A 13135-nucleotide genomic window follows, 5' to 3' on the forward strand; every position below is an offset into this window, starting at 1 on the left:
GCCTGCCGGCCTTGCATGCGCACGCTTCCGCCAAGCCCTCAGCACGTGCTAAGTGGGACGGATGAAACTGCTTGTGGTGGAGGACAACAAGGATCTGGCGGCCTGGCTGGGCAAAGCCCTGCGGCAGGCGCAATACGCTATCGACCTTGCCTATGACGGCGAGGACGCCGAGCATCTGCTGAAGGTGGCGGAATATTCGGCGATGATCCTCGACCTTTCGCTGCCCAAGCTTGACGGGCTGACGCTTTTGAAGCGGCTGAGACAGTCCGGCAGCAAGCTGCCGGTCATTATCCTGACTGCGAATGCGAGCCTGGACGGCCGTGTGGCCGGGCTCGACAGCGGCGCCGATGACTATCTCGCCAAGCCTTTCGAAATTGCTGAACTCGAGGCGAGGATCCGTGCCGTGGTGCGCCGCGGCCAGGACCGGGCATCCTCCGAGATCACCGTCGGGAACCTGCGTTTTTCCGGGGGGACGCGGCAGTTCTTCGTCGCAGACGAACCGCTGCAACTGACGCCGCGGGAATATGCCGTTCTCGAACAGCTCGTCATGAAGCTCGGCACCACGGTCTCGAAAGCCGCCCTCTCCGGAAGCGTCTTCGGTTTCGACGACGAGGCCGATCCCAGCGCCATCGAAATCTACGTCCACAGGCTGCGCAAGAAGCTCGAGAACAGTTCGGTTCAGATCGCGACGCTGCGCGGGCTCGGCTATCTCCTCAGACATGTCCAATAATGTAGTGACAAAGGCCGGCGGAGCGATCGTGCGGCTCAGCCAGAGTCTGAGGGTGCAACTGCTCTGTTGGGTCCTGCTGACGCTCTTCGGCGCCATCGCCTTCAATCTCTACGACAGCTTCTGGTCGGCCGACGTGACGGCAAAGCTGGTGACGGATCGAACGCTCCTCGCCTCGGCGCGCGTCATCGCCGAGGCGGTGCGCGTCGACGAGGGCGGCAATGTTCAGGTGGATGTGCCGCCGGCCGCGCTCGAGATGTTCGATACCGGCTTCGGCGACCGTGTCTTTTACAAAGTCATCACCGCTTGGGGCAATCTGGTGAGCGGCTTTCCCGATCTGCCGCTGCCGGCCGTCCAGCGCGCCGGCGAGGATCGCGCCTTCCACGGCGCCGATGTGCGCATACTGATGCTCGATCATCCGGTCGTCGGTCTTCCCAACGACGGCACGATCTCCGTGACCGTCGCCGTGACGCATAACAGCCAATATGCGATGCGAAGACAGTTGTGGCTTTCGGATTTTTCGAAGCAGTTCGTGCTCGTCTTCCTCGCAAGCCTGGTGACCATCCTGGGGCTCCAGCGCGGCCTTGCGCCCGCTCTGAGGCTGCGGGACGCCGTGCGCCGGCGCGGGCGCAACCGTCTGGATCCGCTGCCGCCGGAGATGGTCCAGAGCGAGCTGCGCCCGCTCGTCCATGCGCTGAACGATCATATGGAGCGCGTCCAGAACCAGATGGCCGCACAGCGGCGCTTCGTATCGAACGCGGCGCATCAGTTGAGGACGCCGCTCGCGCTGATTTCGACGCAGGCGAGTGTCGCGTCCCGCGAAGACGATGCAGCCCGCCGCGACGAGGCGCTTGCTGCCCTGCGCACCAGCACGCGGCAGATTTCGCGCCTCGCCAGTCAGCTTCTGACCTTGTCGCGGGCCGAGCCCGGCAGCCGCCGCCCGCGCAGCGATGCGACCGATCTCAGCAAAGCTGCCCGCGAGATCCTCGAGACCTATGCCGAAGAGGCGCTCAAGCGCAACATCGATCTCGGTTTGGAGGCGGACCGCTCCGTTGTCGTCGAAGGCGACGGGACGATGCTGCGCGAGATGCTGGTCAACCTCATCGACAACGCAATCCGTTATAGCAAAGCCGATGGACGGGTGACCGTCGCCGTCGGGCAGGAGAACGGCCACGCCGTCGTCACCGTCTGGGATAATGGGCCGGGCATTCCCGAAGGGGAGCGCGAGCAGGTTTTCGAACGGTTCTACCGGATCATGGGAACCGAAAGCGAAGGGAGCGGCCTCGGGCTTGCGATCGTGCGCGAGGTCGTTGACGGCGCCGGAGGTTCGGTTTCACTCGGTGCTGCTGAAGGCGGCGGCCTCGTCGTGACGGTGCGGCTTCCGCTTTAAAACAGGCGACGCATCAAATGAATAAGGCCGGGCATAGCGCCCGGCCTTCGCTTCGATCTGCCTTGGGAGGAGGCGGATTACTGCGTATCAAGCTGCTGCTGCGGACGCCATTTCGCAAGGCGGTTTTCGATCAACGTCATGATGTATTCGGCAAAAAGAGTGACGACCATGACGAGGAGGATGGCCGCGAACATGCCGGCCGCGTCGAAGGTGCCCTTTGCGATCGAGATCAACTGGCCGATTCCGAAGCGGGCGCCGACGAATTCGCCGACGATTGCGCCGATGATCGCAAAGCCGAAGGAGACATGCAGGCTGGCGAAGATCCAGCTCATCGCCGAGGGAATGACAACCGTACGCGTCACCTGCCAGTCCGATGCGCCCAGGATGCGGGCATTGGCAATCATGTTGCGGTCGGCTTCGCGCACGCCTTGGAACGCGTTAGCGAAGACGACGAAGAACACCATGATGAAGGCGAGCGCCACCTTGGACGGCAGGCCGAGACCCATGATCATGATGAAGATCGGGGCCAGGACGACGCGCGGGATCGAGTTGATCGCCTTAATGTAGACTGAGAAAATATCGGAGAGGAAACGGTTGCGGCCGAGGCCGATGCCGACGAAGACGCCGGTGATCGAGCCGGCGAAGAAGCCGATCAGCGCCTCCTCCATCGTCACCCAAAGATTATACCAGAGCGACCCTTCGGTGGTGCCTTCGGTCGCCCATTCGTAGAGCCGCTCAAGCACGCCGCTCGGGCTCGAATAGAAGAACGGGTCGATCCATTGCATGTTGGAGGAGAGCTCCCACATGCCGATTACGAAGACCAGGATGGCGGTCTGCCAGAAGCGCACCAACGTGTTGCGCCGGCGTATCGCCTTCAGCGCGGAGGCTTCGATCTCGGCATCTGACGTGCCCGGGCGAAACAGGGTGGCCGAACCGGCCTCGAATGTGACGTGTGCCATGATATCCTCCGTCAGGCCGCTTCGCTTGCGCGGCGGTAGCTGGTCTCGACCTCTTCGCGGAGATCCTCCCAGATCGTCTTGCAGTAGTCGATGAAGCTCTGCTCGTAGCGGATCTCCGACACCACGCGCGGGCGGGGAAGATCGATCGGATAGACCGATTTCACCGTAGCGGGGCCGGCGGTCAGAACATAGACCTTGTCGGCAAGTGCCACGGCCTCTTCGAGATCATGGGTGACGAACACCACCGAGGCCTTGCGCTCGGCCCAGAGTTTCAGCAGTTCTTCGTGCATGACCGTGCGGGTCTGCACGTCGAGTGCCGAGAATGGCTCGTCCATCAGCAGGATTTCAGGTTCGTTGATGAAGGTCTGCGCCAGCGAGACGCGTTTGCGCATGCCGCCGGAAAGCTGATGGGGATAGTGGTGGAGAAACTTCGACAGGCCGACGCGGGCCAGCCAGTCGCGGGCGCTCTGTTCCGCCTCGGCGCGCGACTTGCCGCGGAACAGCGGACCGGCCATGACATTGTCGATCACGTTTTTCCAGGGAAAGAGCGCGTCGGTCTGGAACGCAAAGCCGACACGCGGGTCGATGCCGGTGATCGGCCCGCCCATCAGGCGGACTTCGCCGGCACTCGGGCGTGCGAGGCCCGTCACGAGGTTGAGCGTCGTCGACTTGCCGCAGCCGGTGGGGCCGACGACGGCGACGAACTCGCCGCGGGCAACCGTCATGTTGAAATCGCGCAGCGCAGTCAGCGACTTGCCGGTCGGCGAGACGAAGCGTCGGCTGACATTGATCAGCTCGATCGCTGGGGTCTGTTTGGTGTCCTGTTGCATGGTGATACCTGGAGGCGTGCTTAAGGGCGCGCACGCAATGCCCATGATCGAACGGACGCCGCTTCCGCTCAGGAGCTGGAAGCGACGCGACGGCCTCACTTGACGTTCTTGACGAACTCGGTCGTGTAGGTCTTGGAAAGGTCGATCTGCTTGCCCTTGACGTTCTTGGAGAACTCCGAGAGCACGGCAAGCACGGTCTGCGGACCGTCCTCCGGCATCACGCCGTCAGGCGTGAACATGCCCTTGCCCTCGTCGAGAGCCTTGATGTAGCCGTCCTTGTCGCCGACGTAGAAATCCTTCGGCATCTTGTCCGCGATCTCGGCGGCGGAATGCGTATTGATGTAGCGCAGCGTCTTAACGAAGGCGTTGGCGAGTTTCTGTGCCTCTTCCTTATGTTCCTCGACCCAGGAAGTTTCCATGTAGAGCGAAGCGGCCGGATAGGTTCCGCCGAGCGCCTTGCGGGTCGCGTCGACCGTGCGCATGTCAACGAGAACACTCGCTTCGCCCGTCTTGATCAGGCGCGAGATCGTCGGCTCCGTCGTCATGCCGGCCTGGATCTGATCCTGCTGCATCGCGGCGATGAACGTGCCGCCGGCGCCGACCGGAATGGTGACGACGTCGCCAGGCTTGAGGTCGGCCTTGGAGGCCATGAAGAGGGTGAGGAAGTTGGTGGAGGAGCCGAGACCGGTAACGCCGAGGCTCTTGCCCTTGAAGTCGGCCGGCGACTTGATCTCGGGATGTTTGCTCGAAACCATCTCGACCTCGCCCGGCGCCTGGCTGAACTGGACGATGGATTCGACGAACTTGCCCTTGGCCTGCAGGTCCACACAATGGTCATAGAAGCCGACGACGCCTTGGACGGCGCCTGCCAGCAGCTGGTTTTCGGCATCGACGCCGGCAGCTTCATTCAGCAGCTCGACGTCGAGACCTTCGTCTTTGAAGTAACCGAGGGATTCGGCGAGTTTAGCGGGCAGATAGATCTGTTTCTCATAGCCGCCGACCATGATGGTGATCTTGTCGGCCGCGTGGGCGGTGCCTGACGTGAACGAGGCTGCGGCGAGAAGCGCGGAAAAAGCGACGGTGTGAAAAAGGCTGCGTGAAGAACGCATTGATATCTCCTCCTGTTGGTTTGCCTGCATCGTCGTCTCGTCACCTCAACCCGTGTCTCCTCCACGATGCTGCCTTTTCCTAAGACGTCGAAGCTTTCAACTAGCTTTCAGCCGCGAACGATCAATCTATCGCGTGAATCGGCGGGGAAAATGATGGGCCGGCGCCCGAGCCAGCAAGGCGGGCAGCTTACAAGGCGGCAGAGCGTTTCCGCTGGCTTTGTCTCCCGCCAAGGCGCCCGGACGCTCGGGAGTGGATATCAGCTGGTAAAGTTTCGCAGATCCTTGAGCAGGTTGCGATATCTCGCCTGGCTGCCGACCAGATGCTCGCGCATGGCGTTGCGGGCGGCCTGATCGTCCCTGTCGGAAATGGCGACGACGATCGCTTCGTGTTCCCTGTGGATCAGCTTTCGGTAGGCGGTCTGTTCGGCCGTCCTTGTTTCCGGCACGAGCCTCGATTGCGGGATGATCGCCGAGCCTTGGGACTCCAGGAAGTGCTTGAACAGCGGATTGTTCGTCGCCTCGGCAATCGCGACATGGAGTTCGAGATCGGCCTCGCGGATCGATTGATCAGTCTCGATGCACTGGAGGATTTTCCGGTGGCATTCGAAGATCGCTTCCTCCTGCGCCGGCGAGCGGCGGAGCGCGGCAAGCCCCGCCGCCTCGATTTCGACAGGTGTGCGGATCTCCAGCACTTCCAGATCGGAGGCGACGCGGGCTTTGTCGACTTTGCGGCCCGACAGCGCCAGGTCGGGGCTGATCACGAAAATGCCCGCGCCCTGGCGCACCTCGACCAGCCCGTCAGAACGGAGCGCGGCCACCGCCTCGCGTACCACGGTGCGGCTGACGCTGTGTGTCTCGGTCAGCTCGTGCTCGCTCGGAAGCTTGTCGCCGGCGGCGTACTGGCCGCTGAGGATCGCTTGCCGCAGGCTTTCGCCGACCTGTGAAACCAGCGACCCCGAGCCCCTGCTGCGATCCTTCCCCTGCATAGCCACGCCTCGACCCCCGCATCGGCTTCGATCCGGCGCCGTTCGAACCAGCCGCGCCCCGAAATTTACGATTCATCACACATGTATGACAAATATTGCGGTCTTTCAATGGATGAACCGTGCCTGCCGCTACCGGATTGCCAGCAAGAATGGTCTTTTGGATGGGATCTCGTAAGCTTTGGGCGCGGCATTCTCCCACGCCCCTCATCTCCGTCGCGCAGCCCGCTTATACGCCAACGGCAACGTACAAGGATGAGGCTCTCTTGGGGCTCCAGTCCGATGTCCTCTTCGCCTCTTTCCTCGCCTGGTGATGAGATTTAGCCAAGCCCTTACAGCCGCCTGGTCGACTCCCCGCGCACGAATCTCGGCGTCAGGATGAAATCCTGCGGCGGCTCGGCGGCGGCTTCCGGGCTTCCGATCCTGGCGAGCAGGCGCTGTGCCGCCAGTTCGCCGAGCTTCTGCGCATCCTGCACGACCATGGTGATGCGGGGCGTGATGACGTTGCTCCAGGGCACGTCGTCGACCATTGCCAGCGATACGTCGTCGGGACAGCGGAAGCCCATTTCCTGCATCACCTGCAGGGTTGCGAGCCCCGTCATGTTGTTGGCGCCGATAATGGCGGTCGGGCGGTCGCGGCGGGTGAGCAGGCGCATCGCCTGCGTATGGCCGCCGCTCCTGGTATAGCCGCCCTCGACCACGAGCGACGGGTCGACGTCGACGCCGGCGCCGGCCATCGTGTCCGCGAATCCCTTCAGGCGCTCGTCGGCGGTGTGCAGGCCGCTCGGGCCGGAGATGAAGGCGATGCGCCGATGGCCGAGTTGCAGCAGGTGCTCGGTCAGGATCGTCGTCGTCAGCGGATTGTCGGAGCCGACGAAGTCGCGCTCGGCGCCCTCCACCTTCTGGTCGAACATCACGATCGGCGTCTTGAAGTCGCGCAGGAAGGTTGCGTATTCCTCGCCGCGTCCGTTTGCCGCCAAGGCGATGCCTGCGATTTTCTGCGCCTGCAGCCGCTCCAAGAGCGCCCGTTCGAGATCGGCCCTGCCGGAGGAATCGGCAATCAGTACGAAATAGCCGTGGTCGAGCGCCTGATGCTCGATCTCGCGGCGGATGTCGCCAAAGAACATGTTGCCGAGATTGGCGGACACGAAACCGATGAGCGAGCTGCGCCCGCGCGCCAGCGTCTGGGCCACGGGATCGATGCGGTAGCCGGTCGATTGTATCGCCTTCTGGATGCGGTCGAGCGTCTCGGCGCCGACCCGCTTGGGGCTATTGAGCGCGAGCGAGACGGTCGAGATCGAAACCCCCGCCAGGCGCGCGACATCTCGTATGGTCGTCATGTCTATCGAACCGGTTCTAAAGCTTTCTTTTGTCAGATTTTATTTGTTGTTGCAACACGCTGCGCATTATTGGCTGCTGGCGCGCGGTTTCAAGGGTCGTTCCGCCATCTGCGAATTTCGGCTTGACAGGTGCCGGGTCAAGGACGATGCTCAATCGCCGAACCGGTTCGATATGAAGTGGAACCGGAAAACAGGGAGGAGAAACCTGTGACGAGTTCGGAGCGCCAGTCGGAAAATTCGGTGCCGGGAGCGGGTAAGCACGCCTGGTTCAGCCATGATCGTCTTGGACTGTTCATCCATTGGGGCCTCTATGCCCTCGGAGCGCGGCATGAGTGGTTGAAGAACCGTGAAGAGCTGACCGACGACCACTACCAGCGCTATTTCGACAATTTCGATCCCGATCTTTACGATCCGAAGGAGTGGGCGCGCCGCGCACGTCTCGCCGGCATGAAATATGTCGTGGTGACGACCAAGCATCACGAAGGTTTCTGTCTCTGGGACAGCAAGGTCACCGATTACAAGGCGCCGAACACGCCCTGCGGCAGAGACCTGCTGACGCCGCTGGTCGAGGCCTTTCGGGCTGAGGGGCTGAAGATCGGCTTCTACTATTCGCTGCTCGACTGGCACCATCCCGATTTCCCGATCGACGTCCACCACCCCTTGCGCAATCACCCGCAAGCCGAGGCGCTGAACGCCGGCCGCGACATCGCCAACTATGCCGCCTATATGCGCGAACAGGTGCGCGAGCTTCTGACCGGCTTCGGCCGAATCGATATCATCTGGTTTGATTTCAGCTATCCAGGCCGCGAATATCGCGGCCTGCCCGGCAAAGGGCGCGCCGACTGGGAGAGCGAACGCCTAGTCGAGCTGGTGCGCGAGTTGCAACCCGAAATCATCGTCAACAACCGCCTCGATCTGCCGCCGGGCAAGCTGCCCGATATCACGACGCCAGAGCAATATACGCCGCGCGTGGCGCCCGCTGTCGCCAGCCAGGGAGTGCTCTGGGAGGCCTGCCACACCTTCAGCGGTTCCTGGGGCTATCATCGCGACGAGGATAGCTGGAAGAGCCCGGAGCAGATCATCCAGTTGCTTATCGATTCCGTCGCGCTCGGCGGCAACCTCCTGATGAACGTCGGCCCGACCGGCCGCGGCACCTTCGATGCCCGCGCCATCGCCGCGCTCGAGGTTTACCAGAACTGGATGGAGGTCAACGCACGTTCGATCTACGGCGCCGGTCCGTCCACATTTCCAGTGCCGGCCGGCTGCCGCTACACCCAGCGCGGCAACCGCCTCTACTTGCATGTCTATAACTGGCCTTATCGCCACATCCATATCGAGGGGCTCGCCGACAGGATCGCCTATGCGCAGTTCCTGCACGACGCCAGCGAAGTGCGCTGGCTCAGCCACACCAGGGATGTGGATTCCAATATCGGCGTGATGGTGCCGGAAGGCATGATCACGCTCGAACTGCCGGTCCGGCGACCTGACGTAACCGTCCCGGTGATCGAGATCGTCCTCAAGGCGTGAACTCGGTCGCACTCGCGTGTTCATTGCGTCATGGAGGGAGGAGAAACCCATGAAGGTTCTGAAGAAAACGCTTTTGCTTGCCGCGATTGGCGGCAGCCTCTTTGTCACATCCGCCTCGGCCGAACAGGTCACTCTGACTTGGCAGATGTGGACCGGATCCGACGCCGACACCAAAGGCTGGCAGCACCTGGCCGACATGGTGACCGCCAAATATCCCGATATCAAGGTGACGCTGACGACGACGGGCTGGGTCGACTACTGGACGCGGCTGCCGGTGCTGGCGGCGTCGGGCCAGCTCGCCGACATAGTTTCGATGCAGTCGCTGCGTATGCCGAATTTCTATTCGCTGCTCGAACCACTGAATGACCGGATCGCGGCCGACAAGTTCGACGTTGGGGCCTTCACCCCCTCGATCATCGGCGGCATGTCCGTCGACAGGCAGCTCTACGGCCTGCCCTATGACGTCGGTCCGTGGGTCATCTATTATAACCAGGACGCGCTCCAAGCTGCCGGTATTCCTTTACCGAAGCCGGGCTGGACGCTCGCCGAGTTTACTGATGCCGCCAAGAAGCTGACGAAAGACGGCCAGTATGGCTTCGGCATCACCCCGCAGAACTATTCGGTGCTGGCCTCGGCCTGGGGCGATAAATACGTCAACGATGCCGGCGAGCTCGATCTTACCAATCCGAGCGCCATTGTCGCTGCCGAGAGGGTGATCGGCTTTGCCGCCAAGGACAAGATCGCGCCGCTGGTGCCGTCGAGCGCCGATGCCGGCACGGTCATCCAGGGCCGCTTCTATTCAGGCAATGTCGCCATGTATGTCGACGGTCCGTGGTCGATCATCGGCATGAAGGACAAGGTCAAGTTCAAGGTTGGTTCCACCACGCTGCCGCGCGCAGACGGAGAGCTTACGGCCGTCACGGCGGGCTCCGGTTTCGGCATTGCCACGACGAGCAAGAACAAGGACGCGGCCTGGAAGGCGATCCAGGTGCTGACCAGCCCGGAAGCATTGCAGTATCTCGCCGAGCAGGGCCGCGCTCTGCCGGCGCGTACGGCCTCGCAATCCTCCTGGTACAAGGTGGCTGCCAAGGACATCACCAATGGGGGCGAGGCGCTGGATTATTCGCTGGCGCATTCGGTGCCCTATGTCATCACCAACAACTGGGCTGCGGTCGAAAATCTCTTCAACCAGTATTTCCCGCCCGCCTTCGGCGGCAGCGCCGACGCCAAGCAGACAATGGAAACCATCCAGAGCCTCGCGCAGCAATAGAGCGTGCCGCTAGAGCGTGGCGGCAGGAGCTGCCGTGCATGGAGGAAGAGATGTCGGAAAGCGCCATTGCCGAAATTGCCCTGCAGCCCGGTCAGTCCAGGCGCTTCCTGAAGCCCGAGACGCAGACGGCCATGCTGTTCCTGCTGCCGAGTTTCCTCGGCTTCATGATCTTCATGGCCCTGCCGATCGTTGCGTCGCTGGCGCTCTCCTTCACCAACTGGCAGCTGATCTCGACTCCGTCCTTCGTCGGCTTTCAGAATTACATCAAGCTCTTCACCGTCGATCCGGCCTTCTATACCATATTGCGCAACACGCTGTTCTTCGCTGTCGAGTATCTGGCCGTGAATATCATCGTTTCGCTGACGCTCGCGGTCTGGATATCGAGCCTCAAGCGCGGCAAAGCGATCTTTCGGGTGATCTTCTTCCTGCCGACCTTTACCCCGACGATCGCAGCCTCCGTGGTCTGGCTGCTGATCTTCACGCCGGACGGGCTCGCCGACAGCGTCATCCGCTCGCTCGGCCTCGGGCTGCCCAATTTCCTGCTGAGTTCGAGCTGGGCCATGCAGGCGGTCGTGCTCGTCACGCTCTGGGCCAATGTCGGCTACAACGTCGTGATGTTCAACGCCGCGCTCGACCTGGTGCCGAAGCACTATCTCGAAGCGGCGATGATCGACGGCGCCGGTCCCTGGCGGCGCTTCTGGCGCATCCGCCTGCCGCTCATCTCACCGACGGTCTTCTTCGCCACCGTCATGACGGCCATTACCTCGCTGCAGGTCTTCGACGAGATCTTCGCCATGACGCGTGGCGGCCCTGGCTCGGCGACGGCGACCCTCGGCTTCGCCATCTACCAGAAGGGCTTCACCAATTTCCAGATGGGTTACGCGTCGGCGCTCGCCTGGGTGATGTTCGTCATGATCATGGCGCTCACCATCCTGCAGTTCCACATGCAGCGCAAATGGGTGCATTATGACGACTGACCCGGCCTCACGGCATCCGCATCCGCATTCCCAGTCCCGGAACGGGTACCGCATTATGCGGGGGATCGGCACCTTCGTCAGCTACGCTGCATTGTCGCTGATCGCGCTGCTCTTCCTCTTTCCCTTCTTCTGGATGGTGTCGAATGCGGTTCGCTCCAACACCGAAGTGCTGGCTGTGCCGGTTCGCATTCTTCCCGAGGAATACCAGTGGGGCAATTTCGTCGAGGCGCTGGTGTCGCTGCCCTTCGGCACCTTCCTGCTGAACTCCTTCGTCGTTGCCTGCGGCGTAACCGCGATCGTCATCGTGGTCTCCTGCCTGTCGGCCTATGCTTTCGCCAGGCTGCGGTTCCCCGGCCGTGAGGGACTGCTGCTCACCTATCTCAGCACACTGATGATCCCGCAGGTGATGCTGGTCATCCCGCTCTTCCTTCTGGTCAGCAAGCTCGGCTGGATCAACACCTATCACGGCATGATCCTGCCGGTCGCCTTCTCTTCCTTCGGCACCTTCCTGCTGCGGCAGTTCATCCTCGGCATTCCCAAGGATCTCGACGAGGCGGCGATGATGGACGGGGCCTCGCGCCTGCGCATCCTGGTCAGGGTCATCGTTCCGCTCGCCATGCCGGCGATCGGCCTGCTGTCGCTCTTTACTTTCATCGCGCAGTGGAAAAGCTTTCTGTGGCCGCTGATCGCCACCAGTGGGCTCGAAAAGGCCACGCTGCCGCTCGGGCTCACACTGTTTCAGACGCAGCAGGGCACCGCCTGGAACTACATTATGGCGGGCGCCACCATCTCCATGGTGCCGGGGGTAATCCTCGCCATCGTGCTGCAGAGGGTAATCTACAAGGGCATCAGCGTCGGCTCCGGCTTCGGTGGAAGATAACGGTAATAAAACAAAGGCTTGAGGTGTCGGTGTCAAGTTTGCCGCGGCGCGTCTCAAGTCCAGGCGGCCGGAGTCGAAGAAGGGGCTGTCGCCACGGCAAGATCACGTCCCCGCCGATACTTCTAGCTCCGGCGCGAAAAGTAAAATTTAACCAAAATTTGAAATAACGCGCTTCTATCCGAATTGCGCAGGGGAATTCATGAAAACGGCCACGCTTGCATCCATCGCCTTGGCGATGTCGGTCTCTGTTGCCAACGCTCAGACGATCGGCGTTTCAATGTCCGATCTCGACAAATTCAGGACGGCGCTTCTCAATGGCGTCGTCGCCCACGGGCAGACGGTCTCCGGCCTCAAGCTGGTTACCGAGAACGCCAAGGGCGACAACGAGCTGCAGAAGAAGCAGGTTCAGAAGCTCATCGCCGACAAGGTCGACGCCATCATCCTGGCGGTCTCCGATGGCGATCTCGGGCCGCAGATGACCAAGATGGCGGCGGATGCGGGCATTCCGCTTGTTTACATCAACAACGTTCCTTCGAACCTGCTCGATCTTCCCGAAAATCAGGTCGTGGTCGCCTCCAACGAAAAGGAATCCGGAACGCTGGAGACGAAGCAGGTTTGCGCGCTGCTCAAGGGCAAGGGCCGCGTCGTCGTGCTGATGGGCGAGCCTTTCCACGCCGCGGCCCGCGCCCGAACGCAGGATATCTCGGATGTCATCGCCACGCCCGGCTGCAAGGGCCTGGAGATCGTCGAGCGGCAGGCTGCCTACTGGTCGCGCGATAATGCCGACCAGCAGATGCAGGAGTGGCTTGCGGCCGGCGTCAAGTTCGACGCCGTTATCGCCAACAATGACGAGATGGCGCTCGGCGCGATCCGCGCCATGAAGAAGGCCGGCATGCCGATGAAGGATGTCGTCGTCGCCGGCGTCGACGCGACCGACGATGCGCTTGCCGCGATGGTATCAGGCGATCTCGATGTCACCATTCTCCAGAGCGCTGTCGGGCAGGGTGCCGCGGCGGTCGACGCCGCCGTGAAGCTCGTCAACAAGGAGAAGGTGCCGCGCGAAAACAACGTTCCCTTCGAACTCGTCACACCTGAGAACATCTCCAAATACCTGCCGAAGAGCCAGTGAGCATAAGAGGCCTA

General features: G+C 62.0%; 12 protein-coding genes. 7 read left to right on the forward strand and 5 right to left on the reverse strand.

Going from position 1 to position 13135, the window contains the following annotated elements; translation table 11 throughout:
- The first annotated feature begins 61 nt into the window (after positions 1–61).
- On the forward strand, positions 62–730 hold the full coding sequence (locus tag NMA58_RS26660) for a response regulator (protein WP_430957351.1): 669 nt from the start codon (positions 62–64) through the stop codon (positions 728–730).
- Positions 720–2117, forward strand: coding sequence for a sensor histidine kinase (locus NMA58_RS26665; protein WP_434713862.1), 1398 nt, complete (start codon positions 720–722; stop codon positions 2115–2117). The genes NMA58_RS26660 and NMA58_RS26665 overlap by 11 nt, the downstream gene beginning before the upstream one ends.
- A 77-nt stretch (positions 2118–2194) precedes the next feature.
- Here NMA58_RS26665 and NMA58_RS26670 read toward each other — a convergent pair whose 3' ends face one another.
- The 5 genes from NMA58_RS26670 to NMA58_RS26690 form a co-directional block, all read right to left on the reverse strand.
- A complete protein-coding gene (locus tag NMA58_RS26670) occupies positions 2195–3076 on the reverse strand; it encodes an ABC transporter permease (RefSeq protein ID WP_434713863.1) in 882 nt (293 codons plus the stop codon).
- A gap of 11 nt (positions 3077–3087) precedes the next feature.
- On the reverse strand, positions 3088–3906 hold the full coding sequence (locus NMA58_RS26675; protein WP_430957354.1) for an ABC transporter ATP-binding protein: 819 nt from the start codon (positions 3904–3906) through the stop codon (positions 3088–3090).
- Between the two features lie 95 nt (positions 3907–4001).
- Entirely contained in the window at positions 4002–5015 is a 1014-nt protein-coding gene (locus NMA58_RS26680; protein WP_430957355.1) for an ABC transporter substrate-binding protein, read from the reverse strand.
- A 257-nt stretch (positions 5016–5272) separates the two neighbouring features.
- Positions 5273–6001, reverse strand: a complete 729-nt coding sequence (locus NMA58_RS26685) for a FadR/GntR family transcriptional regulator (protein WP_430957599.1) — start codon at positions 5999–6001, stop codon at positions 5273–5275.
- A 329-nt stretch (positions 6002–6330) separates the two neighbouring features.
- Entirely contained in the window at positions 6331–7338 is a 1008-nt protein-coding gene (locus tag NMA58_RS26690) for a LacI family DNA-binding transcriptional regulator (RefSeq protein ID WP_434713865.1), read from the reverse strand.
- A 207-nt stretch (positions 7339–7545) separates the two neighbouring features.
- Here NMA58_RS26690 and NMA58_RS26695 point away from each other — a divergent pair, with 207 nt between their 5' ends.
- From NMA58_RS26695 to NMA58_RS26715, 5 genes are all read left to right on the forward strand, one after another.
- Positions 7546–8865 (forward strand): alpha-L-fucosidase, encoded by a 1320-nt coding sequence (locus NMA58_RS26695; protein ID WP_434713866.1) that lies wholly within the window; start codon positions 7546–7548, stop codon positions 8863–8865.
- A 49-nt stretch (positions 8866–8914) separates the two neighbouring features.
- Entirely contained in the window at positions 8915–10135 is a 1221-nt protein-coding gene (locus tag NMA58_RS26700; RefSeq protein WP_434713867.1) for an ABC transporter substrate-binding protein, read from the forward strand.
- A 50-nt stretch (positions 10136–10185) separates the two neighbouring features.
- The gene (locus NMA58_RS26705; protein ID WP_430957600.1) at positions 10186–11112 is read left to right on the forward strand and encodes a carbohydrate ABC transporter permease; all 927 of its coding nucleotides are present in this window, start codon (positions 10186–10188) and stop codon (positions 11110–11112) included.
- On the forward strand, positions 11102–11992 hold the full coding sequence (locus tag NMA58_RS26710) for a carbohydrate ABC transporter permease (RefSeq protein WP_434713868.1): 891 nt from the start codon (positions 11102–11104) through the stop codon (positions 11990–11992). Before NMA58_RS26705 ends, NMA58_RS26710 begins: the two co-directional genes overlap by 11 nt.
- 199 nt (positions 11993–12191) lie before the next feature.
- Positions 12192–13121 (forward strand): substrate-binding domain-containing protein, encoded by a 930-nt coding sequence (locus tag NMA58_RS26715; RefSeq protein WP_434713869.1) that lies wholly within the window; start codon positions 12192–12194, stop codon positions 13119–13121.
- Positions 13122–13135 lie beyond the last annotated feature (14 nt).

It is taken from the genome of Rhizobium sp. YTUHZ045, assembly GCF_051124255.1.
Taxonomy (GTDB): Bacteria; Pseudomonadota; Alphaproteobacteria; order Rhizobiales; family Rhizobiaceae; genus Rhizobium.

Bases quoted from the DNA above. Each gene is read 5' to 3' on its own strand.
- NMA58_RS26665 (WP_434713862.1), top strand. From the start codon at position 720: ATGTCCAATAATGTAGTGACAAAGGCCGGCGGAGCGATCGTGCGGCTC.
- NMA58_RS26660 (WP_430957351.1), top strand. From the start codon at position 62: ATGAAACTGCTTGTGGTGGAGGACAACAAGGATCTGGCGGCCTGGCTG.
- NMA58_RS26705 (WP_430957600.1), top strand. From the start codon at position 10,186: ATGTCGGAAAGCGCCATTGCCGAAATTGCCCTGCAGCCCGGTCAGTCC.
- NMA58_RS26670 (WP_434713863.1), bottom strand. From the start codon at position 3,076: ATGGCACACGTCACATTCGAGGCCGGTTCGGCCACCCTGTTTCGCCCG.
- NMA58_RS26700 (WP_434713867.1), top strand. From the start codon at position 8,915: ATGAAGGTTCTGAAGAAAACGCTTTTGCTTGCCGCGATTGGCGGCAGC.
- NMA58_RS26675 (WP_430957354.1), bottom strand. From the start codon at position 3,906: ATGCAACAGGACACCAAACAGACCCCAGCGATCGAGCTGATCAATGTC.
- NMA58_RS26685 (WP_430957599.1), bottom strand. From the start codon at position 6,001: ATGCAGGGGAAGGATCGCAGCAGGGGCTCGGGGTCGCTGGTTTCACAG.
- NMA58_RS26710 (WP_434713868.1), top strand. From the start codon at position 11,102: ATGACGACTGACCCGGCCTCACGGCATCCGCATCCGCATTCCCAGTCC.
- NMA58_RS26690 (WP_434713865.1), bottom strand. From the start codon at position 7,338: ATGACGACCATACGAGATGTCGCGCGCCTGGCGGGGGTTTCGATCTCG.
- NMA58_RS26680 (WP_430957355.1), bottom strand. From the start codon at position 5,015: ATGCGTTCTTCACGCAGCCTTTTTCACACCGTCGCTTTTTCCGCGCTT.
- NMA58_RS26715 (WP_434713869.1), top strand. From the start codon at position 12,192: ATGAAAACGGCCACGCTTGCATCCATCGCCTTGGCGATGTCGGTCTCT.